Genomic DNA, 26,589 nt, shown 5'->3' with positions numbered 1-26,589 from the left:
GACACCGAGGCACCCCGAATCGAATTCCGCTCTGGCCTCAGCGTTGGAGCTTCACCGAAAGGAGTCCGGTGAGCGGTACGTATCTGGGCATGCCCTCCTTCCCCCGGGCGGCGGCCTCCTCCACGCGGGACATGAGGCTGCGCGGCAACCTGCGGCACGCGACGCACACCATCCGCGCCAAGCGTGCACAAGCCGTCGAAGAGCTCGGCGACTGGGCGCAGTTGCGCGCGGCGGGCGCGGCCCTCAAGAACCGCACCCTGCGCCATCTCGACCACTATCTGGAGCAGTTGGAGGCCGCCGTGACCGCGGCGGGCGGCCAGGTGCACTGGGCTCGCGACGCGGAGGAGGCCAACAGGATCGTCACCGGCCTCGTCCGGGAGACGGGCGAGAGCGACGTCGTCAAGGTCAAGTCCATGGCCACGCAGGAGACCGGGCTCAACGAGGCGCTCGCGAAGGCGGGTATCTCCGCGTACGAGACCGACCTCGCCGAACTCATCGTGCAGCTCGGCGACGACCTGCCCTCCCACATCCTCGTCCCCGCCATCCACCGCAACCGCGACCAGATCCGCGACATCTTCCGCGAGAAGATGGGCAGTTGGGGGCGGGCGGCGCCGAAGGGCCTCAGCGACGACCCCGGCGAACTGGCGGAGGCCGCGCGCCTGCACCTGCGGGAGAAGTTCCTCAGTGCCAAGGTCGGCATCTCCGGCGCGAACTTCATGGTCGCCGAGAGCGGCACCCTCGTCGTCGTGGAGTCCGAGGGCAACGGCCGCATGTGCCTGACGCTCCCCGAGACACTGATCTCGGTCGTCGGCATCGAGAAGACCGTGCCGACGTGGCAGGACCTGGAGGTCTTCCTGCAGACGCTGCCTCGCTCCTCCACGGCGGAGCGGATGAACCCCTACACCTCCACCTGGACGGGCACGACTGACGAGGACGGGCCCTCGGCCTTCCACCTCGTCCTGCTGGACAACGGCCGCACGGACGCGCTGGCCGACACCGTCGGACGGCAGGCCCTGCGCTGCATCCGCTGCTCGGCATGCCTGAACGTCTGCCCGGTCTACGAACGCGCCGGCGGCCACGCCTACGGCTCGCCCTATCCCGGACCGATCGGCGCCATCCTCACTCCCCAACTGCGCGGAGTGCAGAGCGAACTGGACGCCTCGCTGCCGTACGCATCGTCGCTGTGCGGGGCCTGCTACGAGGTGTGTCCCGTCGCCATCGACATCCCGGAGGTGCTGGTGCACCTGCGCGAGCGCGTCGTCGAGGGCGGCACCGTCACCGTCCGCGGGCAGCGGACCTCCGTCAAACCGGCGAAGGGGCACGCCGCCGAGCGTGCCGCCATGCGCGCGGCGCGCTGGACGTTCGAGCATCCGGGTGCCCTGCGCGCAGGCCAGCGGATCGCCGCACGCACGCGGCGTCTGACGCCGCGGCGCCTTCCGCTGCCGGGACCGGGCAGAGCCTGGTCCGACAGCCGGGACATTCCGCGGCCGGCGCCGGAGTCCTTCCGCGACTGGTGGAGGCGGACCCGAGGCGGCGGAAGCGCCGCTCCGCGCACGGAAGGGGGCGGCGCCGAGTGAACAGCCGCGATGTCGTCCTCGGCCGCGTACGGCGCGCGCTCGCCGACGTGCCGCGCGACGAGGGACCGCAGGAGGCGGCGGTCCCCCGCGACTACTGGACCACCCACGCCGAGCGCAGCGACGCCCAGCGGCTGGACCTGCTCGCGGAGAACCTCGCCGACTACCGCGCCCTCGTGCACCGCTGCACACCCGCCCGGCTGCCCGCCACGATCGCGGAACTGCTGAGCGCGCGCGGTGCCCGCAGCGTCGTCGCGCCGCCGGGCCTCCCGGCCGGCTGGCTGCCGGGCGAAGTCGAACGCGTCGCCGACGACCCTTCGATGTCGCCACGCGAACTCGACGCCCTCGACAGCGTCGTGACGTGCTGCGCGGTGGCGGTCGCCGAGACCGGGACCATCGTGCTGGACGCGGGAGAGGACCAGGGCCGGCGCCGCATTTCCCTCGTGCCGGACCACCACATCTGCGTCGTACGCGCCCCGGAACAGATCGTGGATTCCGTGCCGCAGGCGCTCGGCAGGCTCGACCCGGCCCGTCCGCAGACCTGGATCTCCGGCCCGTCGGCCACCAGCGACATCGAGCTCGACCGCGTGGAGGGCGTCCACGGCCCGAGGACCCTGGAGGTGATCATCACCGCGCCGGGAGGATGACGGACGGGCAGACCGGCACGCGTCCAGCGCAGCACGTTGATATCCGCTGGACAGGTGCGGCGGACCTCAGAACACTGAGCCGGTGAAGTCAACTCTCAAGAACATCGCGGTCGATTGCGCCGACCCGTACGCCCTGGCCCGCTTCTGGGGCGAGGTCCTCGGCATCCCGGTCCACCCCGACGACGAGCCCGGTGAGGACGAGGTGGGCGTCCCCCTCGACGGAGGACGGGAGCTGCTGTTCCTCAAGGTCCCCGAGCCCAAGGCCGTGAAGAACCGCCTGCATCTGTGCCTGGAGCCCGACGGGCGGCGCGACCGCGAGGTCGAACGGCTGCTGGCGCTGGGGGCGACCATGTGCGATGACCGCCGGGCCGACGACGGCACCGGCTGGGCGGTGCTCGCCGACCCCGAGGGCAACGAGTTCTGCGTGCTGCGCAGCGCGGCCGAACGGCAGGCCACGCCGGCGACGCCGGCCACGTCGGCCACGGCACCGGATGAGGCCTGACGCCGCTCCGTCGAGGCCGCGCCGCCGCACCGGCGGTGTTCGCGGTGGATCGCCGTATCGCTGTACCGGTGCGAGGAGCCCCGAGACGAAGGGGAAGGCACCGCCTGCCCCGAGCCCGGGCGCCTGCCGCGGCCGGCTGAGCCCGGGGCGTTCTCCTGGTCAGCACAGAAGCTCCGGGAGGACGCCCCAGGTCTGCCTCCGCGAGGCCTACGCCCCGCGTCCCGCGCACACCGGTCCGGCGGCCCAGGTCGGCAGCCCGTTACGCACTGCGCGGCGGCGGCCTAGCGTCAGCCGGCATGGACACCCACCGAACCGACAGCAGCGGCACACTGGACGAGGCACTGGAGCGGCTGCACCGCAGCGGCCCCGAGCGCGAGGACTGGCTCAGCAACCACGCCCCCATGGCCGTCGAGGCGCTGGTGCGGCACGGTCAGGCCCCCGGTGTGCACCGCTGGCTGGACCGGTACGAGGACAAGCTGGAAGACCTGCCCGTCCCGTCGTCCCCCGTCACCGACGCCGGCTGGCGTGAGGCGCTGGGAGACCCGCGGCGCCTGGCCGACTGGATCGCCCGCTTCACGCGGGAGCTGGAGGAACGTCCCTGGCGGGAGGTGCTCGCCGAATGGTGGCCACGGCTGCTGCCGGGCATCAGCGCCGCGGCGACGCACGGCGTGATCCGCGTGGGCCACGCGGTGCGCACGCTTCTCGACGAGCGCGCCGCCGACGGCGGCCGGGGAGCAGTCGCCTCGCGCCCCCGGCTCGACGAGCTCGCCCACGCCCTCGGCTACTGGGCGGGCCGGCACCGGCCGCTGCCCCGCCTCAGCCTCTTCCCCGGGCCGGGTCCGGCCGCGGCGGGCCTCGACGCCGTCCCCCGCATCGGTGATCAGAGCGGCGGATTCCGGGACCGCGTTCCCCGGATCACCACGCTTCCCGCCCTTCCCGGCTCGTACGGGACCGGCACCGACGGTCCGGGCCGCACCGGCCCGGTGGGAACGGCCCCGGACGGAACGGACTCCGGACCGGCCGGCGCCGGTCGGGCACGTGCGCTCCTGGAGGACCTGGTGCGGGCGGCCACGCACCGGTACGCGACACACGCCCACGGGCAACCAGTGATGCTCGTGCACGCGGCGACCGCGCCGAACGCCGTGCTGCGGACGCTGCCCGCACTGCCCGAGGCACTGTGGTTGCCGAGCCTGGAGGCAGCATGGTCGGCGGCCACCGTGGTGACCGCGGCCTACGCGCCGGCTGCCGCGTCGCCCGCGCCTCTCGACGCCGCTGCGCGCCTCACCTCCGAGGAGGTTTTCGAGCGTGCGGCGGCACACGGGGACGAACACGCCATCAAACTCACCGACACCGCCCTGGACGTCGCGGCCCGGGATGCGGCCGCGACCGGCGGTGGAAGCGTGCACGCGCTCGCCGCGGCGCTGCGCTCCGTCGAACTCATCGACCCCGCCTGAGCAGAAGGCGGCGGGAGCGGACCCGGGCCGGGGAACGGACCCGGGCCGGCCCTACATCTCGGCCGCGAAGGTGTCGTAGGAACGCCGGTCGAAGAGTACGAACCGCACTTCGTCGAAGCGCCCGGCCTCCTCGCGCACGGTTTCGACGGCGATGCGGGCCCCGTCGTCGAGGGGCCAGCCGTAGACGCCGGTGGAGATCGCCGGGAACGCGACGCTGCGGGCGCCCAACTCACGGGCGACGCGCAGAGATTCGCGGTAGCAGGACGCCAGCAGCTCCGAGCGGTCCTCGCTCTTCGCCCAGACGGGACCGACGGTGTGGATCACCCAGCGGGCGGGCAGCCGCCCCGCCGTCGTGGCCACCGCCTGCCCCGTCGGCAGCCCTTCCTCGTAGCGGGACGAGCGCAGCTCGCGGCACTCGGCGAGGATGTCCGGGCCGCCCTTGCGGTGGATGGCGCCGTCGACTCCGCCGCCGCCCAGCAGCGAGGAGTTGGCGGCGTTGACCACCGCGTCGACGTCCTGTTCGGTGATGTCGCCCTGCACGATCGTGACAGCGGCATTCGTCGGATTCGGCATACGGGTCATCCTCGCACCGCGCCGCGGGCCCTAGTGCGCATCTCCGCGGCGCCGGCCCCGGGACTCCGGGTGGCCCAGGGCGCCGGCCTCCACGCACCGGCCTGAGGGAGCCGAGCTGAGAGAGCCCCCGCCGCGTCGGGCCTACTGGGGGAGAAAACCCGACGCGGCGGGGACCGGCCCTGAGGGCTGAATTCGAGAGTGCGCCCGTGATGTCCGGATAACAAGGCTTTGAGGGAAACTTTCACAGTCTGATGAGTCGCGCGCTTCTGTCCGAAGGCGGAGCAGGCTCCCCCGCTGCCAGGAGCTCTTCGCCGTCAGGACGGTTCCGCGGTCGGGGCGCACACCGCAGGCCCGTCGGCCGGTTGCTCCGCACAAGGGTGAGCGGGCCTTTCATTGCGCGTACCACTGGCGGCGTGCACGCACACTGGTAGGCGCTGTGGCCGTGGGATAACTTGCGTCACCTGCCGTGCCCTGAGCACCCGTCTCCGGAAGGACACCTGCCGATGTCCAGCACCCCCTCCCGCCGCTCGGTCTTCCTCGGCGGCACAGCAGCCGCTCTCGGCGCCCCGCTCCTCACCGCCGGCAGCGCCTCCGCCGCCGCTCCTCCCGGCGGCGCCGCGCACAGCCGGGTCACACCGGGTGCCGACGTGGCCGCGGCGTCCGGCTGGAAGATGCTGCGAGGCCGCAAGGTCGGGGTGGTCAGCAACCCGACGGGGGTTCTGCGGGACACCAGCCACATCGTGGACTCCATGGCGGCACGCAAGGAGCTGAACATCGTGGGGGTGTTCGGGCCCGAGCACGGCTTCCGCGGGAGTGCGCAGGCGGGCGAGTCCGAGCCCGAGTTCGAGGACCCGCGCACGGGCCTGACGGTCTACGACGCCTACGGCGCGGACGCCGCAAAGATGGCGCAGCTGTTCCGCAAGGCAGGCGCCGACACCATCGTCTTCGACATCCAGGACGTGGGAGTGCGCTTCTACACCTACATCTGGACGATGTATCAGGCGATGGTCGCCGCCCGCGACATCGGCGCCTCCTTCCTCGTCCTGGACCGTCCGAACCCCGTCGGGCGGAGGGCGGACGGGCCGATGATGACGAAGGAGTACACCTCCGGCGTCGGCCTGAAGCCCATCATCCAGCAGCACGGTCTGACGGTCGGTGAGCTGGCGGGCTACTTCAACGGCGAACTGCTGCCGGACGAGGGCAAGGGCGGCAAGGCGGAACTCGACGTCGTACGCGTCCGCGGCTGGGACCCCGAGGCGCCCGCGCAGGAGACGGGCCTGCCGTGGGTGCCGCCGTCGCCGAACATGCCGTTCCCGGACACGGCCACCGTCTACTCGGGCACCGGCTACTTCGAGGGCACGAATCTCTCCGAGGGACGGGGCACCACCCGGCCCTTCGAATTCATCGGCGCCCCCTACCTGGACCACCGTTACAGCGACCGGCTCAACGCCCGCAAGCTGCCCGGGGTGCGCTTCAGGGAGGGCTACTTCGTGCCCACCTTCAGCAAGTACCAGGGCAAGACCTGCGCGGGCGTCCAGCTGCACGTCACCGACCCCCGCAGCTACCGGCCCATTCCGACGGCCGTGGCGATGCTCGCCGAGGCGATGAAGTACGACGGCTTCGCCTGGCGCAAGGACAACGACCCGCGCCCGTACTGGATCGACAAGCTGTCCGGGTCGACGCGGCTGCGGACGATGCTCGACGCGGGCAAGAGCACGGACGAGGTCGTCGGCGCCTGGAAGGACGAGGTCCGCGCCTTCGACCGCACCCGCCGCCAGTACTTCCTCTACCGCTGAGGCCCACTGCCGGCGCCGAAACACCCGACGTGGCCGCGGCCCCGGTTCGCACCGGGGCCGCGGCCACGTCGGGTCGGCGTCGGAGTTGCCGTCGGGTTGCGGGCCCGGGCCCCTACCGGTCGAGCGGCTTTTTCGCACCCTCCGGCAGCTTCAGGTAGACGACCGCGGAGATGAGGCACAGCGCGGCCACGTACCAGGGAAAGGCGCCCGGCCGTCCCAGGTCCTTGAAGAGGGTTCCCATGTAGGGGGCGGTGCCGCCGAAGAGGGCCACCGTCACGGAGTACGGGAATCCGATGCCTGCCGCGCGCACGCGGGCGGGGAAGACCTCGGCGTTGACGGCCGCGGCGATCGAGGTGTAGCCGGTCAGCAGGACCATGCCCGCGCACTGCACGAGCAGCAGCGACATGAACGACGTGGTGATCGAGTTCAGCAGCGGGACGCACAGCACGGCGAAGCCCACGGAGAAGGTGAGCAGCAGTGGCTTGCGCCCGACACGGTCGGAGAGCAGACCGCCCAGCGGCTGCAGCAGCGCGAAGAACGCCAGCGAGATGGTGCCGATCAGCAGCGAATCGCCTTTGTCGAAGCCGACGTTGACCTGTGCGTACGTCGGCAGGTACGAGGTCCAGGTGTAGTAGGCGATGGTCGCGCCGGTCGTGATGCCGCAGATGAGCAGCGATTCTCGCGGGTGCGTGCGCAGCGCCTCGAAGAGCCCGGGGCGTGACGCGGCCTGCTGTTCGGCGCTGCGGGTCTCCTGCGAACCCCGCCTGATCCAGAAGCCCACGAGGCTCAGCACCGCACCGAGCAGGAACGCCGCCCGCCATCCCCACTGGTGCATCGCGGCGTCGTCGATGCTTGCGACCAGCAGCGCCGTGACGCCGGAGGCGATGAGCTGTCCCACGGTGGTGGAGACGTACTGGAAGCTGGAGAAGAACCCGCGCCTGCCGGGGCCCGCCGACTCCACGAGGAAGGTGGTCGCCGCAGCGAACTCGCCGCCCACGGACAGACCTTGCAGCAGCCTGGCGATCACCAGCACGACCGGGCCGAGCAGTCCGGCGGCCGCGTAGCTGGGGGTGAGCGCCAGCAGGAGGCTGCTGCCGCCCATCAGCAGGATCGTGGCGGTCAGTGCGGCCCGGCGTCCGCGGCGGTCGGCGATGGCTCCGAGCAGCAGCCCGCCGATGGGACGCATGAAGAAGCCGACGGCGAAGACGGCGAACGTCGAGAGCAGCGGAACGAGCGAGTTGCCGGCGCTCCGGGGGAAGATCTCGTCGGCGATGAATGTCGCGAGAAAGGTGTAGGCGAGCCAGTCGTACCACTCGACGGCGTTGCCTACGGAGGCGGCGAGAAGCTGGCGCCCGGGGCGCATCGGTGGGGCCTCGCCGGCTGCCTTCGCGGGCCCGGCGGCATCGGTCGGCTGCGTCATGGGCCGTCCCCTCCCCAGAATCCACCTGTGCACACGCGTGTGAACACATGCTCACCAAACCCGACGGGGCGTCTGCGGAGCGGTACCTTCCGTGCGTCGGGCCATCCCGGTGCCCGTGAGGCATGAGGGCACCGCGCCCGCTACCCCTCGGCGCCGTCCGCGAGCATCCCGGCCACCTCTTCCGCCACCGTGCGGTGCCAGTCGGCACGCCGCCGCAGCATCGCGTGGTCGCCGCCGGGTACCGGGACGAAGCGGGTCTGCGCTCCTGCCTCACGTGCCCGCACCAGCAGCCGGCGGGAGGCGCCGGGATCGGTCACGCGGTCCCGGTCTCCGTGCAGCACGACGACACGGCGCCCGGAGAGCTGACGCACGGGCTCACCCTCCGGGCACCACGGGGCCAGGGCCACCACGCCCCGCACCGCGGCGTCACCGGCGACGCGCAGCGCGGCCCGTCCGCCCATCGAGTGTCCGACGACCACGACCGGCAACCCGCCCACGGTCCGGGCCAGTTCGCCGAGGGCCCAGCGGGCGTCGCGCGAGGCGTCCTCCCGTTCTCCGTTCCAGCCGCGGCACCGGTACCTCACCCGGCAAAGCAGCACCGATCGTCCCGCAGTGGCCCTGATCAGGGACGGGACGAAGAGCCGCATGCGGGCGCCGGGAAGGTTCCACGGCGGCGGGGCCTCCAGCCCGTCGGAGCGGCCGCCGTGCAGCATCAGCACGGCGGCCTTCGGCTCCTCGACGGTGGTGTGCGGGAGCAGAGCCGGGGCCGCCTGTGCCTCACACTCCGTCACCGGGCCGCCCGGCGACGGCGAGAGGTGCGGAAGCCGGCGGAACCCCGCTCGCCGCGCCGGCCTCCGCGGGCGCACAGTCCCGCGACCGACAGCGAGGCCCAGCCCACCGAGACCGCGACGGCCTTGGCACGGGCCTGCTTCGGAAGGGTGGCTCCCAGAAGAAGGGCGTCCCCCAGGTCGGAGGCGATCCGCACGAGCGTGGCCGTGCGCAGCGCGGGCCCCTCCGGTGCGTATGCCATCGCCAGTCCGTCGGCCGCGTCGCGCAGCGCCAGCGGACGCAGCGAGATCCGTGTCCCTTCCGCGGCCCGTCCGTCGGCGCCGGTCAGGCCCGAGGGTTTCGCCAGCAGTTCGGGCCTGGCCGCCACCGCAATCCCGTACAGGGCGGTGGCCGCGCCCACCAGCCGCAGCATCTTCACGTGCACAGTCTCCGCCTCGCCGTTCCTCGCCGTCGTTGTCACCGTTCCTCTTCCCCCACGGGCCGGCGCGTGAGCCCGGCCGGACGCCGTCCGGGGACGTGTACCCCCAAGTCGCGGAGGGACGCCGAACGACGGCGGGCAGGCGTGTCCGATGCGTGCGCGGGCACGTGGCGGGGCAGGCGTCCGCCGTCGCCCTTGGGTGCCAGGGTGCCCGGGGCGCGGCCGGAGCCTCCTCCGGAAGCCCGGGTGGTCCCGCCGCATCGCGGGCCGGACAAGCGGGCCGGACAAGCAGGAATCGCACTCCGTCTTCACGGTGCCCGGGCTCGCCGCGCCCGTGGAGGTGCGCATCGACCGGTGGGGCGTACCGCATCTGTACGCCTCGTCCCGGCGGGACCTCTTCCTCGCCCAGGGCTTCAACGCCGCCCGTGACCGCCTCTTCCAGATCGACCTGTGGCGTCGCCGCGGGCTGGGACTGCTCTCGGAGGTCTTCGGCGAGCGGTACCTCGAACACGACCGCGCGGCCCGGCTGTTCCTGTACGGGGGTGCGATGGAGGAGGAGTGGCGTTCCTACGGTCCGGACGTGGAGCCGGCGGCCAGGGCGTTCACCGCGGGCGTCAACGCCTTCGTGGAGCTGTGCGGACGTCGACGACAGCTGCTGCCCGCGGAGTTCGGCCTGCTCGGCTACGAACCTGCGTTCTGGGAGCCGTCCGACGTGGCCGCATCCGCAGCCACGGACTCCACTACAACCTGGGCGAGGAGGTCGCGCGGGCGCTGACGCTGCGCGACTTCGGGCCGCAGGTCGAGGAGTTGAGGCGGGTGCTCCTCTACAGCCGCTCCGCGGTGGAGGAGCACACGGAAGCGACCATCACGCTGCGGCCCGCGCCGCACGGGGCGTAGGCATGCAGGCGTGACCGTGGCCGCCGGGCGGCTGATCCCCCCTTTGCCACCGGGCGCTCCACGGTGACGGCACACTCCGCCTGTTCCGGGCAACGGGCCGGGACCGCTCGCCCCCTGCTCAACTTCCTTTTCCCTGCCGGGTTTCAATGTCGCGCCTCCGCTGTGTACGCGGACGGAAGCACACGCGCCAAAGCACGCGGACAGGAGCACAAAGACGCATCGGCGTGCGACTGTGCGCCGGTCAAGCGGCTGATCATCCCGGCTACGCTCGTTCAATGGCAAACCTTCTGCCGGTTGCCCGCCCGTTGCCGCCCAAGGGGAGGCAGTTCGCCCTGACCTGGAGCATCCCCGACCAGTTCGGCGGCATGACGAGTGCGATACTCCACCGCTCGCGGGCTCTCGTCACCCTCGCGCGACGCCCCGTCGATGTCCTCACCTTCGACGACCGTCCCGACTACCCGTCAGTCGAGGCCGAGCTTCGCTCGTCCGGCGAACTCATCGACGGCATGCGGCTGATCAACCTCTACGACTTCTTCCGCGGCCGCGAACTCCCGGCCTCCGCGGCCGGTTCACCCGACCTGCGCCGGCACCTCTTCACACCGCTCAGCCCCGGCGGCTCCCATGTCCCGGCGCTGCGCGACGGTCACGTGCTCAGCCGGAGGCGGTGCGCCGCGGACGGGACGGTGCTTCAGACCGACCACTACCGGGAGGACGGCTCGCTGCTGCTGAGCGACCGGCGGGACATCCTCGTCCCCGGCAAGGAGGGCGGCAGATCCGTCGTCCTGTGCGACCGGGACGGGAACCCCGTGCGCTCCTGGAGCCGGATCTGGTCGTTCTACCGGTTCTGGCTGGACCTCGTCCGGAACCGCGAACCCTCGATCATGATCGTCGACAGCAAGACCGTTGCCGCGTTCATGCTCACCTACCGGCGCAAGCTCGCCACCACGATGCACGTGGTCCACAACTCGCACCTCGCTCCGGACGGCGGACCCACCGGGTTGCTGAAGGAGTCGCGGCGCCCGGTCTTCGAGCGCCTCCAGGACTTCGACTCCGTCGTCCTCCTGACTCCCCGCCAGAAGCAGGACGTCGAGTCTCTGCTCGGCCCCGCCGGCAACCTGTGCGTGATCCCCAACAGCAGAAGCCTCTGCCGTCACTCCCGGCCCGAACGCCCCAGGCCGGCGCGGCGAGGCATCGTCGTCGCCGCGCTCATCGGCCGCAAGCGCGTCGATCACGCCGTCCGCGCAACGGTCCGCGCCGGGCGGCTCACCGAGTGCGCGATCAGTCTCGACATCTACGGCGACGGACGGGAACGGGAGCGCCTGGAGTCGCTGATCGACGGACTCGGCGCGGCCGGCAGCGTCCGGCTGCACGGCCACCGGTCCGATGCCCGCGCCCGTCTCCGCGAGGCGTCGTTCATCGTTCTGACCGGACGCACTGAGGGCCTCCCGCTGGTCCTGGTGGAGGCGATGGCCGCAGGCTGCATCCCCGTCGCCTACGACATTCCCTACGGCCCCGCGGACGTCATCACTCACGGGCACAACGGGTTCCTCGTCGAAGCGGGCGACGAGCAGGCGCTGGCCGGGACGGTCGCCGCGCTCGTGACGACGGCGCCGGAGCGGCTGACGCGGATGCGCCGGGAGGCCCGCCGGGCCGCGGGGCGGTTCTCCGACGCCGCCGTGACCAGGCTCTGGGTCCGGGAGATGCGCGCGGCGCAACGGCGGCACCAGGCGGTCTTCGGCCGCCCCGCCGGCCGCGTCCGGAGGCTGGCGCGGCAGGGGCGGCGAGCCCTGGCGTGGCCGGTCCGGCGCCTCCGGCTGCGCACCGCGCGGCGGCGTGCACAGGCCGCTGCCGACGCGTGAGCGCGTCCTGTGTGCGCCCGTTGCGTGACCGGAAGACGCTGCCCGGGCGGCGCGGGACCGCGGTGGCCGGGCCAGGGCCGAGCCGGGCGAGGCCGGACCGGGCCCACAGCGAACGGAAGTTACCGTAGCGTAACCGACCGACGGGTTACCGCCGGTACGCCAGCACGGCTAGTTTTCCCTCGCCCGGCATCGCGAGCAGAGCGAGGAGAGAGCCATGGCAGAACCGTCGAGGCCCGCAGGGGACAGCCCGGCCTTCGGCCGCAGGGACCGTGGTCCGGTGACGGCGCGGCCGGTCGCTCCCACCGCCCCTCCGCGGAAGGCCGCAGGCCACGGCCGCCTCCTGACCACCGCCGTCGCGGTCGCCGCCTGCCTCGGCGCACAGGCCGCACCGGCCTGGGCGACGGGGGCGCAGCCCGACCGCGAGCAGCGGGACCGAACGGTCTCGCGGGGCGTGCCCGTCCCGGCGTTCTACGACCCGCCCGCGCAACTGCCGGAAACCGACGGCGCCCTGATCCGGACCGAGACGCTTCCGCTCGGCCTGAGCCTGCCCGGCCCGCACGGAACCCTCCCCGGCACCGCGACCCGCATGATGTACAAGTCCACGGACTCCGGCGGGGATCCGGTCGCGGTGACCGGCGCCTACATCGAGCCGTCGGCCGGGTGGAAGGGCGGCGGACCCCGCCCGCTGGTGGTCCTGGCGCCGGGCACGATGGGCCAGGGCGACCAGTGTTCGGCATCGCTCGCCCTCGAGCACCCGGTGACGCTGAACGGCCGGACCGTCTCCGTCGGTTACGAGGACGTGGCCGTCTACCGGCTTCTTGCGGCGGGCATCGCGGTGGCCGTCACCGACTACGCCGGCCTCGGCGCGACCGACCGGCTGCACACCTACGTCAACCGGCTCGACGAGGCCCACGCGCTGCTGGACGCCGCACGTGCGGCCCGCACCGTGGACGGATCGTCAGTCGTCTCCGCCTCACGCGTGGGCATGTACGGCTACAGCCAGGGCGGAGGCGCGACCGCCGCGGCGGCCGAACTTCAGCCCTCCTACGCTCCCGACGTGAAGCTGGCCGGCACCTACTCGGGCGCACCGCCAGCCGACCTGGCCGAGGTCGTCAAGGGCATCGACGGCAGTGCCCTCGCCGGCGCCCTGGGCTGGTCGATCAACGGGTTCGTCCAGTCGGATCCCTCTCTCCGGAAGATCGCGGACGCCAACATCAACGCGACGGGCAAGGCCGCGCTCGAGGACCTGTCGACGATGTGCGTGGGCGACGCGATCCTCAGGTACGGCTTCAGCAGGAGCACGCGGTGGACGACCAGCGGCAAGTCCCTCACCGACATCGTCGAGGCGGAGCCGGAGCTCCGGGCGACCCTCGACGAACAGCGGATCGGCAGGCTGAAACCGGCGGGCCCGGTACGTGTGGCGACCGGTGTGCAGGACGACATCGTGGGGCACGCCCAGGCACGCCGGCTGGCCGTGGACTGGTGCCACAAGGGCGCGGACGTCACCTACAAGCCGGTCGAACTGCCCAACCTGGGCGACGGACTGCTCACGAACCACCTCGCACCGCTCCTCGTCGACCAGGGCAGCGCCGTCTCCTGGCTGACCGACCGCCTCTCCGGCAGGCCTGCCTCCTCCAACTGCGGATCCCTGCCTGCCCGCAGGTGACGGAGCCTGCCCGGCGGTGGACGTGACGTGTTGTCTCAGCCTTCGTACTCGTCGGCGGGAGCCTTGACGGGGCGGGCCCGGCTGACGTCGAAGTAGGGAATGACGCCGTCGTTGACGGGGTCATCGGTGCGCTTGCGCGAGTACGTGCCGGTGACTTCGAGCCACGTGTCGGCCTGGAGCGTGGGAGGCAGCCGGCCCGCGAGGCCGACCTTGACCGGCGCGGCGTCCGCGGCACAGCAGTTGAGAACCATGCGGGTCAGGTACGGGGCGCCGCTGCGGTCGAGGGCGACGAACCCGGTCATCCTGATCCGTCGGTCGCCGAGCGAACGTCCGTGGTCGTAGACCGCCCGCGCGGCGTAGTCGCCGACGCCGAGCCGGAGGGGGCTGCCGTCGGGGAGGCTCGGGAAACCGGGAGGCTTCTGCAGGGCCGTGCCTGCGCGCATCGCACTGTAGGAGCCCGGTGCGGGCGGTGCGACCAGGATGAGGGCGAGCAGGGGGAGGACGAGAAGCCACGATATTCGCGGTTCCCGGTGCCCGTGCCCGCCCCCGTGCCGCTCGTGGTCCTCGTCTGCCGCGCTCCCTTGTTGCCCGCGCAGCCGCCGCAGTTCGTACCAGACGGTGGCCGCAGCCGTGATGACCAGGACGATGCCCGCGGCGAGCAGCAGCGGACGCAGACCTTCCTTGACGTAGCGCAGGTAGAGGTCGGTGACCCCGGCGCGCAGCACGGCCACGCCGGTGAGGAACAGCACCGCTGCTTGTGCGTACCGGTTCACAGGAGCACCGCCCCGGTCAGGACGGAGACGAGGACGGCCACGGCGAAGGTGACAGGCGCGAACCGCATCGCGAATCCGCGTCCGAACGTGGCGGCCTGCATGGCGAAGAGCTTCAGATCGATCACCGGGCCCACGACGAGGAACGTCAGCCGGGCCGTGAGTGAGAACTGGGAGAGGGACGCGGCCACGAACGCGTCGGCCTCGGAACAGATCGACAGCAGCACCGCGAGGAGGCCCAGGGCGAGAACTGCCACGACAGGGTTGCCGGCCGCGCTCTGCAGCCATCCGGCGGGCACCACGGCCTTGAGGGTGGCGGCAGCCATCGCCCCCACCACGAGGAAGCCTCCGGCGTGCACCACGTCGTGCCGCACGGAACCCCAGAACGCAGCCCCTTTGCCGAGGCCCTCGAACGAGGGGCGGTCCGGCGGCCGCAGCCAGTCGGTGCGGGCCCACCGCTGCCACATCCAGCCCATCGCGCACGCCACCAGCAGGCTCGCGGCGAACCGTGCGAGCACCATCTCCGGATTGCGCGGAAACGCAACTGCGGTGGCGGTCAGCACGATCGGGTTGATCGCCGGGGCGGAGAGCAGGAAGGCCAGGGCCGCAGCGGGGGTGACGCCCCGCCGCACGAGCGCACCGGCCACAGGAACCGAAGCGCACTCGCAGCCGGGCAGGACCGCCCCGCCCGCTCCGGCGACCGGAACCGCCAGGGCGGCCCGCCGCGGCAGCGCACGGACGAAGAACGAGGGCGGGACGAAGACCGCGATGGCCGCCGAGAGGAGCACGCCGAGCACGAGGAAAGGCAGAGCCTGTACGACCACCGCGACGAACACGGTCATCCAGCTCTGCATCACCGGGGCGGACAGGGCCCGGCCGACGGGTGCCTGCAGCAACATCACCAGGAGCAGCAGCATCGTCAGTACGAGCGAGGAGCTGACCCGCCGGGGCTGCGGAGTGTCCGCGTCGCGTCCGCCGGCCCGCGAGGGGGCTGCTTCGGTGGTCGGCACGGGTCGGGATACCTCCGGGTCGGGCGTTCGCGCCGCAACGGCCCGGGGTGCGGCACGCTCCGTCAGCGTAGCCGCGCCTCCTCGCTGCGTCCTTCGAACCGGATGAAGCGATGCGGGAGCAGGCCCGCGGCCACGGGCAGTGCCTCACGGCGGCGCGCCGGAGACGAAGCCCGACGAGCACCGGACTCCCTTGGATCCGGCTCCCGTTCAGCCGTCTGCGGACCGTCGGCGTACCGTCGCGACCACGGCTGCCCGCGGCACGGCAGCACGGGGATGTGACGCAGCTGTGAAGTCCTTTCCGTGCTGGTCAGCGATCTCTGTGAGGAGATCGGGAACCCGCCTGTCCCGTCGGGGATTTCGCGCCTGCGGAACAGTACGGTGCGGGCATGCGCATCGTCTCCCTGCTTCCCGCGGCGACCGACATCGTCGCCGAACTCGGCCTGGCCGGCGCCCTGGTGGGCCGTACGCACGAGTGCGACTGGCCGCCCGAGGCAGTACGGGACACCCCGGTCGTCACCTCTGCGGGCCTCGACGCGCAGGGCATGGGCAGCAAGGAGATCTCGGAGGCCGTCGGCGGCGCGCGTCACAGCGGCTCCTCGCTGTACGCGCTCGATGTCGGGAAACTGACCGAACTCGCGCCGGATGTGGTGCTGACCCAGGAGCTGTGCGAGGTGTGCGCCGTCTCGTACGGCAGCGTCGCCGGAGCCGTGCGCACGATGGAGAGCGGGCCGACGGTGCTGAGCCTGGAGCCCCGCACGCTCACGGACGTCCTCGGCTGCGTGGAACGCCTCGGCGCGGAGCTGGGGGTGCCCCTGGAGGGGTCGAGGCAGGTCTCGGCACTGCGGGGACGGCTGGAGCAGGTCCGCAGGTCCGTCGCGGGACGGCCCAGGCCCCGGGTGGCCGCGATCGAATGGCTGGACCCGCTGTGGCCGGCGGGCCACTGGGTGCCGGAGCAGATCCGCACGGCCGGCGGTGAACCGCTGCTCGCCGAGCCCGGGGAGCACACCGAACCGGTCGACTGGGAGACGGTACGGGCCGCGCAGCCCGAGGTCCTGCTGCTGATGCCGTGCGGCCTCAGTCCCGAACGAACCGAAGCCGAGCAGGAGTTGCTCACCGGGCTGCCGGGCTGGGCGGAGCTGCCCGCGGTGCGGAACGGGCAGGTGTGGGTGGTGGACGGCCCCGCGTACTTCAACCGCCCGGGGCCGCGCGTGGTGCGGGGCACGGAAGTGCTCGCGCACATCCTGCACGGCGTCACCACGGGCGAGGAGGTCACTCCTGCCGAGGCCCGGCGCGGAGACAGATAGGGCGACCACCCTCGGCGAAGGTGCGGTGGGGCTTCCGCACGTGGGCCGTGGGATACGAGCAAGTGTGCCGCCCGCCGAGCGGGCGCCGCCCTCGGCCCTCACATCAGCCGGACCTGCCCGTCCTGGACGCCGCCGTACCGGCCGGCGTCCAGGACGAGACCGCTGCTCACTACGGTGCGAGCGGTTCCCGGTGGTCGACCGTCAGTGTCGCCGCTCCTTGGAGTACGCCGCGACCACGTGGAAGCCGCGGTCCGTCAGTGTTCCTGCGGAGTTGAACGTCTGGATGTACAGGCAGTTGTCGGTGTTGACCCGGCCCACGACGCTGATCTCTCCGGCAGGGGGAACGCCTACGTTGCCGGGAATTCCGATGCTTGCGACGTAGGTGCCCTTGTTGATCGGGACGGCGAAGCAGACCTGGTAGACGCCGGTGCCGAGCTTGGTCGCCGAGGTGGCACCGAAGCTCTGCTTCTTGACGAGGGTCGCGTCGCTTTCCACGACGGCCCGGACGATCTTCTGCGACTTCCTCTTCTCGTGCTCACCGAGCCCCTTGGCGGGTGCCGCGGGCTTCGGGTTCGTCGTGTTGGGCGGGACGGGCTTGTCGGCTGCTGCCGCGGGCGAGGCGATGAGAACCCCGGCGATCACGGTTCCGGCAACCGCCGAAAGACCTCTTGCGGCCCAGGTGATGCTCCTGGACCGGCCGTTGACACGTCGTGAAGTCCTGACCTCGGATTCCATTCCTGCGCTCCTTGTTCCGTGCGTGCGTGAGCCACTCAGAAAAAGCGAGGGAAGTCTTCTTCCGGGCCGCCGTCCGCGTACCTCACACCTGGACGTTGCCCGGAGCACATCCCTCCGGAAGCCATGCGGAATTGGTTGAATGCCTGGCCGGCCCGACGGGCGCGACGCTCTATTGCTAAATCGACAATTACCCGGTCCGCGCAACCGGTTTCGCGCAGACCCGGCGTGCCACCTGTGCGGGCCATCGAAATGCGCCGAACGGGCAGGACGGCCGGCCACGGGCCGGGCCCTCGGCATGACGCACACCACCGGACCGACACTGCCGGGAACTTCGGGATCTGCCGGGCTCTGCGTTCACCCCGCCGGGTCGGCCTGGCCGATGCAGCCCCACGTCGGCGCCCGGCCCTTTCGCCGTGGACACTCCCCTGTGCCCGCACTCGGCCGACAAGTCCCTGGTGCGACCGCCCCGCGGCGGTTTCCCGACCGCGGGGCCGCAGATGCAGTTCGGGTACGGTGACGCCGCCCCGCCCGGACCAGCTCACCGGAGGATGCCGACCGTGCCTTTCGAACCTCTTGCCGCCACGCCCGTCACGCGGATCGGGCTCGGCCTGGCCGCTCTCGGACGTCCCGGCTACATCACCCTGGGACGGGACTCGGACCTGCCCGCCGAGCGGACGGTCGAGGCCATGGAGGCCCGCTCGCACGAAGTCCTCGACGCCGCGTACGCGCACGGGGTGCGGTACTTCGACGTCGCCCGCTCCTACGGAAGGGCGGAGCAGTTCCTCGCCGGCTGGCTGCGGAAGCGTCCGGAGGCCGACGATGTCGTGACCGGCAGCAAGTGGGGCTACACCTACACCGCCGAGTGGCGCACGGACGCGGCGGTGCACGAGGTCAAGGATCACGGCCGGGCCACGTTCGAGCGGCAACTGGCCCAGACGCGGCAGCTTCTCGGCGACCGCCTCGACCTGTACCAGGTGCACTCCGTGACGCCGGAGAGCCCCGCCCTCACGGACCGCGCGCTGCAGGACGAACTCGCCGCCCTCGCCGCCGAAGGCGTCACCGTCGGCCTGTCCACGAGCGGGCCCGAACAGCCCGCCGCCATCCGTGCCGCACTCTCGGTCGAGGTGGAGGGCGTACCGCTCTTCTCGACCGTCCAGGCCACGTACAACCTGCTGGAACCCTCGGCAGGCCCCGCCCTCGCCGAGGCGCACGACGCGGGACGCACCGTCCTGGTCAAGGAAGCCCTCGCCAACGGCCGTCTCGTGCACGAGGCCGTCCCGGAGTCGCCCCTCGGCATCCTCGCGAGGCAGACCGGCACCTCCCCCGGCGCCCTGGCGCTGGCCGCCGTCCTGCACCGGCCCTGGGCGGACGTCGTCCTCTCCGGCGCCGCCACGACGGCCCAGCTCGACGACAACGTCTCGGCCTCCGGCGTCCACCTCGGCGACGGCGATCTGGACCGGCTGGCGTCCATGGCCGGGCCGGCGCCCGCGTACTGGCAGCACAGGTCGGCCCTGCCGTGGACGTAGCCGGGATGCCTTGAACCGCCCCGTTCGGGGCCCGTCCGCGAGGTTCCGTCGATCCGCAACAGGTCAACTGAACGGTTTTCGCCATGCGTTGGCCATGTGGGCGGCGTCGCAGCGGGAGCCTCACACGGTCGCGCCCAGCCGGTCGCCTCCCGGTGCGGCCGCGCCCCGGCCGCACCCCGGCCGCCGCCCGGGCCGGCTCCGGAACACGCCGCGGGCGGCGGCACCTGCCGCCGCCCGCGCGGAAACCCGGCCCCGTGCCGGGTGAGGCTCAGCGGACCCCGAGGTCGCGCAGGACCTTGCGCTGCCCGGCCGTCAGGCTGGTCGGGAAGTACAGGTAACACACGCCGCCCGTACCGGACTTGACCTTGCCGTCCGCGTCCTTGCGCTTGGTGCGCAGCCAGATGTTCTCCCACTGGCGGCGCTTGTAGACGCGGCGCACGGCCTCGTTGTCTTCGGAGGCAGGGTCGTTGGCGATGACGTCACCGTCCTGCGTGAAGCCGATGACGGTCATCAGATGGCCGGCGGTGCCGTAGCCCGCCCCGTCCAGTTCCGACTCGATGAAGGACTGCGAAGTGATGACGGGGATCCCCGCCGCCACGAGACGCTCCACGTCGGTGAGGCTTCCGAGCCGGGTGACCACGGCCTCCATGTCGCGGTAGGTGGAGGCGTACGCCGCATTGAAGGGCCAGTTGCCGCAGCCCTCGTACTGGTAGTCGAAGGTGTAGCGCGCCGCGTGGCACACCTGCGGGTCGGCGAAGTCCGGGTCGACCCACTCCAGATCCTTCTCCGAGGGCGTGCGGCCCCAGTATTCGAGGATCATCGTCGACGAGGTCGGGCTGCACCATGCCTCGCCGCCGCCGTCGTACTCCGGGTACTGGCCCTTGTGCACCTCCTGCGAGAAGCGCGGGACCTCCAGCTCGATGCCGCGGCCCGGGCCCGGCTCGGAGGCCGGGACCTCGAAGCGGTCGGGAACATCCGAACTCATCGCGCTCAGCCGCCACACGGCAGGCTTCGCCCCGCCGGCCAGTGCCCGGTAGAGCGTCAGGCGCAGCTTGTAACCCATCAGCCGCAGGCCGCTGTCCAGTTCGTCGAGGGCGAGGGTGTCCGTCCACACACTGGACTTGCCGTCGCTCTGGTCGTCGACGGAGGTGCGCCGCGGAACGTCCTTGCCGTCGCCGGAGGTCCAGATCCCCATCGTGTACCAGGGCGTCTTCGTTCCGTCCGAGTAGCGGCCCTCGATCTCGACGCGCAGCCAGGTGCCCTTCGGGGTGTGCGCGTTCCACGAGGCGATGATTTCGCCCGCGGCCACTTCGGTCGGCTGCAGCGGCGAGGTCCAGGTGGCGTACTCCCAGGTGGCGACCTCGCCGGTGTGCGGGTCCTTGTACTTGGCGGTGCCCTGCGGGGTCTCGAAGACGACGGCGGGACGGCCCCGGCCGACCACGCGCGTGCCCTTCGCCGTGCCCGCCTTCCAGTCGCGCCGGGTGTTCCAGCTGTGCAGCGAGATCTTCGGCCTGGCGGCTGCGGTCCGGCCGGGCCCGGCGGCCCGCTCCGAGGCGGAGGCGGGCGGGGCGGTCGCCATGGCGGCTGTGGCGACGGCGGCGGCGAGTACGGTACGGCGCGTGGTGGGTCTGCTGTTCATGGCCATAGATCCCTCAACCTCGGTTCCCCTGCGGCAGGTGCGCGTCAGATTGCCACTATCCCCGCTCCGGCACCGACCCGGCCACCGGTCCGGCTGCGACGCACACACCAATATTGGAGTGGACCACTGACACGGCTGACGCCGCGGCACATCCCGGCGGACCGTAGGCTGGCAGAGTGTCCGGTTCCGACGCCCCTCACATACCCCTCCCCGTCCTCGCCGAACTGCTCCGGGAACTGCCGCCTTCGTGCGGGCCCGTACGGCTGGTCGCCGTGGACGGTCACGCGGGCTCGGGCAAGACCACGTTCGCGGGACGGCTCGCCGCCGGCCTGGGCGGAGCACCCGTGCTGCATCTGGACGACCTGGCCAGCCACGACGCCTACTTCGACTGGACCGGGCGGCTCGACGAGCAGGTCCTCACGCCCCTCTCCCGGGGCCGCACGGCGCACTACACGCGGTACGACTGGACACGCGCGGCCTTCCCCCGGGGAGAGCACGCGTCGACGCCGCTGCCGCCCGCACCGGTGATCCTCGTCGAGGGCGTCGGGGCGGGCCGTCACGCGCTGCGTCCGTACCTGTCCCGTCTGCTGTGGATGGACATGGCGCCGCAGGACGCGTGGCGGCGCGGCCGCATGCGGGACGGTGCGGAACTGGCGGAATTCTGGGATTCGTGGACGCGGAGCGAGAACAGGCATTTCGCGGAGGACCCCTCGTATTCGTCTGCGAATTACCTGGTGCGTCAGGGAGAGCTGGGGTTCGAGGTTCGGGTGGGACCTGCGGGAGACCGCTGACAGTCCCAACTCCTCACACTCAGTTACGCGTTGGCGGATTCCGGCCGCTCCTCACGGTGCCGGTCCCCGGAGTCGCTTGACCCGGGAGGCTCACAGGAATTACTTTTCCAACAGGCGCTCTGTACAGGTCGCCTGCAGACGCGAAGCCCCCGGTTGTTCCCCCGTGATCGGGGGCTTCGTTCTGTCTTCCTCCGCTCTCGCCGTATCCCCGCCCGCGGAACGCCGTTCACCGTATGTGACCGCATCCGACCGTACCGGCATCTCCCACGGCTTCCTTCCGTACCGCGTGCACCACCCTTCGGCCGCGACGATCTCGCGGGTACGATGCGTAGGGAAGCAGGACTTCGGGCAAACCAGGGTCAACGAGCCTCAAGTCCCGCCAGGAGTACGGACGTTCGTCCCACACCTCATCCGGCTGCCCGGCGCCGGGGTCCGGGGTGCCGATTCCCGGGGATGGAGCGGGCAGGCCGTCGGCGGATGACGGGGGACGTTTCGTGGGGGACGTGATGGATTACGGCACGCAGAGCGGCCCGCCTCTGCACACCCCTGCCGACCTTGCCTGGCTGCGGGGCGTGGACGCCTACACCGTGGGCCAGTACGCCCAGGCCGAGGAGGAGTTCACCACGGCGGTGCGGCTCGACCCCGGGATGGCCGACGCCTGGCTGGGGCTGCACGCGCTGCGCGCCGACACCGCGACGGCCCTGCTTCGCATGTACCACAACCGCAGCCGTTTCGGAGAGCAGCGCACACGCCACGGCCGCAACCTCAACTCCTGGTACTGGCTGGGCTGGTGGGTGCAGCCGGTACTCGAGAGCGAACGCGATCTGCTGCTGGCGCACGCGTCGCACTGGCTGGACGGGCGCCACGTCGCGGAGCTCGACAGGGCCCTCGCCGACTGCCCGCCGGTGGAGACCGATCCGCAGGTGCGTTTCCTGCACGCCTGCCGGGCGTATCTAGCCAAGGACTGGGAACGCCTCGTCGCACACACCGAACCCCTCGTCGACGACACGCTGCTGGGCATCGAGGCGGGTCTGTTCGCGGGTATGGCGCGGGTGCGTCTGGAGATGTTCGGGCAGGCGGAGCCGCTGCTGGCCGCCGCGCTGATGCGCTGCCGCAGCGAGCAGCCTCAGCGCAAGGAGCTGCGCTACTGGCTCGCGCGCGCCCGCGAGGGCACCGGACGCAGCGCCGCGGCCCTCCCGTTGTACCGCGCGGTGCACCGCATCGACCCGGCCTTCATGGACACCGCCGCGCGGCTGACCACGATCGCCGAGGGCGACGGCCTCGGCGACACCGGCGACCTCGCCACCGCCGTCACCCTCGCGGGAACCGACACAGGCGCCGGCGGCCGGGCCGGCACGGACGGCCTGGAGGGCGTCGACGGCGCGATCGAGGCCGGGGTGGACATGGACGGGCCGGCTGCCACGACCGAGGCGTCCGCCGCGGGGACCGGTCCGGGAGGCGGCGCCCCGGCCGCGGCGGGCCTCGACGGGCTGGGCGGCGGGCCCGCTGTGCCGGACCCGGCGGAGAGCGCCGACCCGGACGTCGACCCGGGTGCGGACGCCCTGCGGCTGGAGGACTCCGGAGATCCCGCGGAGCCGGTGCGGGTCGACTCGGACGCCGTACGGGACCGGATGGTGCCGCATGCCGCAGGCGCTGCGGCCGACCGTGTGCTGACCGGCCCGTCGGATCCGGTGCTGCTGGCGCAGGCGCTGGACGAGCTGGAGCGGATGGTGGGCCTGGAGCCGGTCAAGCGGCAGGTCCGGGCGCTCTCGGCGCAGCTGCACATGGCGCGGCTGCGGGCGGCCCAGGGGCTTCCGGTGCAGCCCCCGAAGCGGCACTTCGTCTTCTCGGGCCCGTCCGGCACGGGGAAGACGACGGTGGCGCGCATACTCGGCCGCGCGTTCTACGCGCTGGGACTCCTGGGCGGCGACCATCTCGTGGAGGCCCAGCGGGCCGATCTCGTGGGCGAGTTCCTGGGTCAGACGGCTGTGAAGGCCAACGAGCTGATCGACTCGGCCATGGGCGGCGTGCTCTTCGTCGACGAGGCGTACTCCCTGTCCAACTCCGGCTACAGCAAGGGCGACGCCTACGGCGACGAGGCGCTGCAGGTGCTGCTGAAGCGGGCCGAGGACAACCGGGACCAGCTCGTGGTGATCCTCGCCGGTTACCGGGAGGGCATGGACCGGCTGCTGGCCGCCAACCCGGGCCTCTCCTCGCGCTTCACGACGCGCGTCGACTTCCCCAGCTACCGTCCGCTGGAGCTGACCGCGATCGGTGAGGTCCTCGCCGCCGAGAACGGCGACGCCTGGGACGAGGAGGCCCTGGAGGAGATGCGCAGCATCAGCGGCCACGTCGTCGACCAGGGATGGGTCGACGAGCTGGGCAACGGCCGCTTCCTGCGCACCCTTTACGAGAAGAGCTGCGCCTACCGAGACCTCCGCCTCACCGGATACCCGGGCACGCCGACGCGGGACGATCTGGCCACGCTGCGGCTGCCCGACCTCATGCAGGCGTACGGTGAGGTGCTCTCCGGCCGGGGCCCGGACGGTCCGCGTCCGGATTCGCCGCCTCCGCTGTCCTGACCGGCTCCTCCCCGCTGGCCTCTCCGGCCGCCTCACGCCCGTGGGACGCGGCCGGTGCGCCGGGACGGGAGCCTGCGCTGCCCGTAGTGGCCGTGCTGCCGCAAGTGCCACCGCCGCTGCGCTGTTTCGGCGGGACGCCCGCCGACTCGTGCGCAGGGTCGTGCACTTCGCCGACGAGCATCTCCAGCACGTCCTCCAGCGCCGCCAGACCCAGCACCCGTCCCGACGCGTCGGCGACGGCAGCAAGGTGCGAGGCGGCTCCCCGCATCGCTGCCAGCGCGTCGTCCAGGGGCAGTTCGGCACGGAGCGTCGTCATGGAACGCCACAGGTGCTGCGGTACGGCGCGGTCGTGCTCGCTGGGCTCCTCCGTCAGATCGAGTATGTCCTTCACGTGCAGATAGCCCATGAAGGCCCCGTCGGGTGCGCAGATCGGGAAGCGTGAGAAGCCGGTGCGCACGGTGAGTTGCTCGACCTGCCGCGGTGTGACGTCCGGGCCCACCGTCACCAGGGAGTCCGTGGTCAGAAGCACGTCCGTGACCGGCCGGGAACCGAGTTCCAGGGCGTCGGAGAGGCGTTCGTGTTCCTCGTGGTCCAGCAGTCCCGCCTGCCGGGAGTCCGCGAGGAGGTCGGCGAGCTGTTCGCTGGTGAACGCCGACTCCACCTCGTCCCTGGGCTCGACGCGGAAGAGCCGCAGCACGACATTGGAACAGCTGCCGAGGCCGGCCGTCACCGGCCGGCACAGCCGGGCGAAGGCCACCAGCGCGGGACTCAGCCACAGTGCGGTCCGCTCCGGTGCGGCCATGGCGAGGTTCTTGGGCACCATCTCGCCGATCACGAGGTGGCAGGTGACGACCACAGCCAGCGCCACGACGTACCCGACGGGGTGTACCAGCGCCTCGGGCAGCCGCACCGCGTCGAAGAGGGGCTCCAGCAGATGGGCGATGGTCGGCTCGGCGACAGCGCCGAGCGTCAGCGAGCAGACCGTGATGCCGAACTGCGCGGCGGCCATCATCTGGGGCAGGTTCTCCAGGCCGTTCAGCACGCGGCGGGCGCGGGCCGATCCGGCCGCCGCGAGCGGTTCGATCTGGCTGCGGCGCACCGAGACCAGTGCGAACTCGGCGCCGACGAAGAAGCCGTTGCCGAGTACCAGCAGCGCCGCGAAGAGAAGTTGAAAGGCGCTCACAGGGTGCTCCCCTCCGCGTGCGGGGTCCGCGGGCGCGGCGCGCCGGCCCGCCCGCTCTCGTCGGTCCGTACGATGCGGACGCGTTCGGCTCGGTGGTGGTCGACGAGGCGCACCCGCAGCTGCCAGCCGGAGGCACCGGGACCGCCGGGAAGGTACGCCGTGTCGCCGGGCGCCGGGATGCGGCCCAGGAGATCGGCGACGAGTCCGGCGACCGTCTCGTACGGCCCCTCCGGCGCGTCGAGGCCGATGCGCCGCAGCAGGTCGACTCGGCAGCCGCCGGCGGCCTCCCAGGCGGGCCGGCCCTCCGGGTCGGGTGCGGCGGGGGCGAGCGCCGGCAGGTCGTCGCCGTCGTGCTCGTCGCGCACTTCGCCGACGAGTTCCTCGACGATGTCCTCCAGGGTGACGACCCCGGCCGTTCCGCCGTATTCGTCGACGACGACCGCGATGGGTGCCTCGCTGCGGAGCCTGGCCAGCAGCGGCTGCACGGGCAGCGTCTCCGGGACGAGCAGGGCGGGAGCGGTGATGTCGTCGACGGGCGTGCGCAGCCGCTCCTGAGCGGGAACGGCGAGCGCGTCCTTGAGGTGGGCGGTGCCGGTGATCTCGTCGAGGCGTTCGCGGCAGACGGGGAAACGGGACAGACCCGTGGCGCGGGTCAGGTTGACGACGTCCTCGACCGTGGCGCCGCTCTGCAGCGCGCTCACCCGCACCCGCGGCGTCATCACGTGCTGCGCGGTCAGTCCGGCGAGGGAGAGCGTCCGCACGAACAGGTCCGCGGTGTCCTGCTCGATGGCTCCGGCACGTGCCGAGTGCCGGGCGAGGGAGATCAGTTCGACCGGCGTGCGGGCCGAGGCCAGCTCCTCTGCGGGCTCCACACCGAAGGCGCGGACGATGCGGTTGGCGAGGGCGTTGAGCGTCGTGATCACGGGGCGGAGGGCGGCGGAGAAGAACCGCTGCGGCCCCGCGACGAAACGGGCGACGGCCAGCGGCCGCGAGACGGCCCAGTTCTTGGGGACGAGTTCCCCGATGACCATCTGCACGGCCGAGGCGAGGAACATGCCTATGGTCACGGCCGTGCCGGGCACGGCGTTCGCGGGCAGGCCCGCCGCCGTCAGCGGACCGCTCAGCAGATGGGCGAGCGCAGGCTCGCAGAGCATGCCGACGACGAGGGAGGTCAGCGTGATGCCGAGCTGGGTGCCGGAGAGCTGGAAGGAGAGTTCGCGCAGGGCCGCGGTGACGGAGCGCGCCCGGCGGTCCCCGTCGGCGGCGGCCCGTTCGGCCTCCGGGCGCTCCACCGTGACGAGGCCGAACTCGGCGGCGACGAAGAAGCCGTTGGCGAGGATCAGCACGAAGGCGGCGGCGAGGAGCGCGAGCGAAAGGGTCATGCTGTGTCTCCCCTGAGGTGACGGGGGGACACAGCGCAGGTACTACAGGACGATCCGTCCATCTCTGACGGG

General features: G+C 72.1%; 22 protein-coding genes. 12 read left to right on the top strand and 10 right to left on the bottom strand.

Going from position 1 to position 26,589, the window contains the following annotated elements; all coding sequences use genetic code 11:
• The first annotated feature begins 68 nt into the window (after positions 1 to 68).
• The 4 genes from H180DRAFT_RS19725 (at position 69) to H180DRAFT_RS19710 (ending at position 4,177) form a co-directional block, all read left to right on the top strand.
• Positions 69 to 1,577 (top strand): lactate utilization protein B, encoded by a 1,509-nt coding sequence (locus H180DRAFT_RS19725; RefSeq protein ID WP_055487411.1) that lies wholly within the window; start codon positions 69 to 71, stop codon positions 1,575 to 1,577.
• Positions 1,574 to 2,221 carry a LutC/YkgG family protein gene (locus H180DRAFT_RS19720; protein WP_055487440.1) on the top strand — a complete coding sequence of 216 codons (648 nt, stop codon included), beginning with the start codon at positions 1,574 to 1,576 and terminating at the stop codon, positions 2,219 to 2,221. Before H180DRAFT_RS19725 ends, H180DRAFT_RS19720 begins: the two co-directional genes overlap by 4 nt.
• 82 nt (positions 2,222 to 2,303) lie before the next feature.
• On the top strand, positions 2,304 to 2,723 hold the full coding sequence (locus H180DRAFT_RS29900) for a VOC family protein (protein WP_055487410.1): 420 nt from the start codon (positions 2,304 to 2,306) through the stop codon (positions 2,721 to 2,723).
• Between the two features lie 296 nt (positions 2,724 to 3,019).
• On the top strand, positions 3,020 to 4,177 hold the full coding sequence (locus H180DRAFT_RS19710; protein ID WP_055487409.1) for a questin oxidase family protein: 1,158 nt from the start codon (positions 3,020 to 3,022) through the stop codon (positions 4,175 to 4,177).
• Positions 4,178 to 4,228: 51 nt separating this feature from the next.
• Here H180DRAFT_RS19710 and H180DRAFT_RS19705 read toward each other — a convergent pair whose 3' ends face one another.
• Positions 4,229 to 4,750 (bottom strand): O-acetyl-ADP-ribose deacetylase, encoded by a 522-nt coding sequence (locus H180DRAFT_RS19705; RefSeq protein WP_055487408.1) that lies wholly within the window; start codon positions 4,748 to 4,750, stop codon positions 4,229 to 4,231.
• A 503-nt stretch (positions 4,751 to 5,253) separates the two neighbouring features.
• On the opposite strand from H180DRAFT_RS19705, the gene H180DRAFT_RS19700 reads away from it, so the two are divergent.
• Positions 5,254 to 6,546: an exo-beta-N-acetylmuramidase NamZ family protein gene (locus H180DRAFT_RS19700; protein WP_055487407.1), complete on the top strand. Its 1,293-nt coding sequence runs from the start codon at positions 5,254 to 5,256 to the stop codon at positions 6,544 to 6,546.
• A 112-nt stretch (positions 6,547 to 6,658) separates the two neighbouring features.
• On the opposite strand, the gene H180DRAFT_RS19695 is transcribed toward H180DRAFT_RS19700, so the two are convergent.
• From H180DRAFT_RS19695 to H180DRAFT_RS19685, 3 genes are all read right to left on the bottom strand, one after another.
• On the bottom strand, positions 6,659 to 7,966 hold the full coding sequence (locus H180DRAFT_RS19695; RefSeq protein ID WP_055487406.1) for an MFS transporter: 1,308 nt from the start codon (positions 7,964 to 7,966) through the stop codon (positions 6,659 to 6,661).
• Positions 7,967 to 8,106: 140 nt separating this feature from the next.
• Positions 8,107 to 8,679: an alpha/beta fold hydrolase gene (locus H180DRAFT_RS19690; RefSeq protein WP_079100248.1), complete on the bottom strand. Its 573-nt coding sequence runs from the start codon at positions 8,677 to 8,679 to the stop codon at positions 8,107 to 8,109.
• Positions 8,680 to 8,753: 74 nt separating this feature from the next.
• On the bottom strand, positions 8,754 to 9,179 hold the full coding sequence (locus H180DRAFT_RS19685; protein WP_055487405.1) for a hypothetical protein: 426 nt from the start codon (positions 9,177 to 9,179) through the stop codon (positions 8,754 to 8,756).
• Positions 9,180 to 9,486: 307 nt separating this feature from the next.
• On the opposite strand from H180DRAFT_RS19685, the gene H180DRAFT_RS30525 reads away from it, so the two are divergent.
• From H180DRAFT_RS30525 to H180DRAFT_RS19670, 3 genes are all read left to right on the top strand, one after another.
• A complete protein-coding gene (locus H180DRAFT_RS30525; RefSeq protein WP_055487404.1) occupies positions 9,487 to 9,948 on the top strand; it encodes a penicillin acylase family protein in 462 nt (153 codons plus the stop codon).
• A 397-nt stretch (positions 9,949 to 10,345) separates the two neighbouring features.
• Positions 10,346 to 11,929, top strand: a complete 1,584-nt coding sequence (locus H180DRAFT_RS19675) for a glycosyltransferase (RefSeq protein ID WP_139151411.1) — start codon at positions 10,346 to 10,348, stop codon at positions 11,927 to 11,929.
• 214 nt (positions 11,930 to 12,143) lie between these two features.
• Positions 12,144 to 13,595, top strand: coding sequence for a lipase family protein (locus H180DRAFT_RS19670; protein WP_079100239.1), 1,452 nt, complete (start codon positions 12,144 to 12,146; stop codon positions 13,593 to 13,595).
• Positions 13,596 to 13,630: 35 nt separating this feature from the next.
• On the opposite strand, the gene H180DRAFT_RS19665 is transcribed toward H180DRAFT_RS19670, so the two are convergent.
• Both H180DRAFT_RS19665 and H180DRAFT_RS19660 read right to left on the bottom strand, forming a co-directional pair.
• On the bottom strand, positions 13,631 to 14,368 hold the full coding sequence (locus H180DRAFT_RS19665; RefSeq protein WP_055487402.1) for a TIGR03943 family putative permease subunit: 738 nt from the start codon (positions 14,366 to 14,368) through the stop codon (positions 13,631 to 13,633).
• Positions 14,365 to 15,375: a permease gene (locus H180DRAFT_RS19660; protein ID WP_055487401.1), complete on the bottom strand. Its 1,011-nt coding sequence runs from the start codon at positions 15,373 to 15,375 to the stop codon at positions 14,365 to 14,367. The genes H180DRAFT_RS19665 and H180DRAFT_RS19660 overlap by 4 nt, the downstream gene beginning before the upstream one ends.
• Positions 15,376 to 15,761: 386 nt before the next feature.
• On the opposite strand from H180DRAFT_RS19660, the gene H180DRAFT_RS19655 reads away from it, so the two are divergent.
• Positions 15,762 to 16,679, top strand: coding sequence for a cobalamin-binding protein (locus tag H180DRAFT_RS19655; RefSeq protein WP_055487400.1), 918 nt, complete (start codon positions 15,762 to 15,764; stop codon positions 16,677 to 16,679).
• A gap of 201 nt (positions 16,680 to 16,880) precedes the next feature.
• Here the strand turns inward: H180DRAFT_RS19655 and H180DRAFT_RS19650 are convergent, their stop codons facing one another.
• Positions 16,881 to 17,414 carry a hypothetical protein gene (locus H180DRAFT_RS19650; RefSeq protein WP_055487399.1) on the bottom strand — a complete coding sequence of 178 codons (534 nt, stop codon included), beginning with the start codon at positions 17,412 to 17,414 and terminating at the stop codon, positions 16,881 to 16,883.
• Between the two features lie 557 nt (positions 17,415 to 17,971).
• Between H180DRAFT_RS19650 and H180DRAFT_RS19645 the strand changes: the two genes are divergently transcribed.
• Positions 17,972 to 18,940, top strand: coding sequence for an aldo/keto reductase (locus tag H180DRAFT_RS19645; protein WP_055487437.1), 969 nt, complete (start codon positions 17,972 to 17,974; stop codon positions 18,938 to 18,940).
• Between the two features lie 268 nt (positions 18,941 to 19,208).
• Here the strand turns inward: H180DRAFT_RS19645 and H180DRAFT_RS19640 are convergent, their stop codons facing one another.
• The gene (locus tag H180DRAFT_RS19640; protein WP_055487436.1) at positions 19,209 to 20,579 is read right to left on the bottom strand and encodes a peptidase C39 family protein; all 1,371 of its coding nucleotides are present in this window, start codon (positions 20,577 to 20,579) and stop codon (positions 19,209 to 19,211) included.
• A gap of 176 nt (positions 20,580 to 20,755) precedes the next feature.
• Between H180DRAFT_RS19640 and H180DRAFT_RS19635 the strand changes: the two genes are divergently transcribed.
• Positions 20,756 to 21,370 (top strand): uridine kinase family protein, encoded by a 615-nt coding sequence (locus H180DRAFT_RS19635; RefSeq protein WP_079100238.1) that lies wholly within the window; start codon positions 20,756 to 20,758, stop codon positions 21,368 to 21,370.
• Between the two features lie 506 nt (positions 21,371 to 21,876).
• A complete protein-coding gene (locus H180DRAFT_RS19630; protein ID WP_074466882.1) occupies positions 21,877 to 23,952 on the top strand; it encodes an AAA family ATPase in 2,076 nt (691 codons plus the stop codon).
• Here H180DRAFT_RS19630 and H180DRAFT_RS19625 read toward each other — a convergent pair.
• On the bottom strand, positions 23,873 to 25,135 hold the full coding sequence (locus H180DRAFT_RS19625) for a hemolysin family protein (protein WP_055487397.1): 1,263 nt from the start codon (positions 25,133 to 25,135) through the stop codon (positions 23,873 to 23,875). The two genes, H180DRAFT_RS19630 and H180DRAFT_RS19625, sit on opposite strands and share 80 nt — an antisense overlap.
• Positions 25,132 to 26,517 carry a hemolysin family protein gene (locus H180DRAFT_RS19620; protein WP_079100237.1) on the bottom strand — a complete coding sequence of 462 codons (1,386 nt, stop codon included), beginning with the start codon at positions 26,515 to 26,517 and terminating at the stop codon, positions 25,132 to 25,134. The genes H180DRAFT_RS19625 and H180DRAFT_RS19620 overlap by 4 nt, the downstream gene beginning before the upstream one ends.
• Between the last annotated feature and the right edge of the window lie 72 nt (positions 26,518 to 26,589).

Source organism: Streptomyces sp. WMMB 322, assembly GCF_900090145.1.
Lineage (GTDB): Bacteria > Actinomycetota > Actinomycetes > Streptomycetales > Streptomycetaceae > Streptomyces.
This window is presented reverse-complemented; position numbering and strand designations above follow the sequence as displayed.

What these genes read in the sequence shown, in the direction of transcription:
- H180DRAFT_RS19655 (WP_055487400.1), top strand. Translation starts at nt 15,762, where the DNA reads ATGCGCATCGTCTCCCTGCTTCCCGCGGCGACCGACATCGTCGCCGAA.
- H180DRAFT_RS19650 (WP_055487399.1), bottom strand. Translation starts at nt 17,414, where the DNA reads ATGGAATCCGAGGTCAGGACTTCACGACGTGTCAACGGCCGGTCCAGG.
- H180DRAFT_RS19640 (WP_055487436.1), bottom strand. Translation starts at nt 20,579, where the DNA reads ATGAACAGCAGACCCACCACGCGCCGTACCGTACTCGCCGCCGCCGTC.
- H180DRAFT_RS19670 (WP_079100239.1), top strand. Translation starts at nt 12,144, where the DNA reads ATGGCAGAACCGTCGAGGCCCGCAGGGGACAGCCCGGCCTTCGGCCGC.
- H180DRAFT_RS19620 (WP_079100237.1), bottom strand. Translation starts at nt 26,517, where the DNA reads ATGACCCTTTCGCTCGCGCTCCTCGCCGCCGCCTTCGTGCTGATCCTC.
- H180DRAFT_RS19695 (WP_055487406.1), bottom strand. Translation starts at nt 7,966, where the DNA reads ATGACGCAGCCGACCGATGCCGCCGGGCCCGCGAAGGCAGCCGGCGAG.
- H180DRAFT_RS19690 (WP_079100248.1), bottom strand. Translation starts at nt 8,679, where the DNA reads ATGCTGCACGGCGGCCGCTCCGACGGGCTGGAGGCCCCGCCGCCGTGG.
- H180DRAFT_RS19675 (WP_139151411.1), top strand. Translation starts at nt 10,346, where the DNA reads ATGGCAAACCTTCTGCCGGTTGCCCGCCCGTTGCCGCCCAAGGGGAGG.
- H180DRAFT_RS19710 (WP_055487409.1), top strand. Translation starts at nt 3,020, where the DNA reads ATGGACACCCACCGAACCGACAGCAGCGGCACACTGGACGAGGCACTG.
- H180DRAFT_RS19630 (WP_074466882.1), top strand. Translation starts at nt 21,877, where the DNA reads ATGGATTACGGCACGCAGAGCGGCCCGCCTCTGCACACCCCTGCCGAC.
- H180DRAFT_RS19700 (WP_055487407.1), top strand. Translation starts at nt 5,254, where the DNA reads ATGTCCAGCACCCCCTCCCGCCGCTCGGTCTTCCTCGGCGGCACAGCA.
- H180DRAFT_RS19705 (WP_055487408.1), bottom strand. Translation starts at nt 4,750, where the DNA reads ATGCCGAATCCGACGAATGCCGCTGTCACGATCGTGCAGGGCGACATC.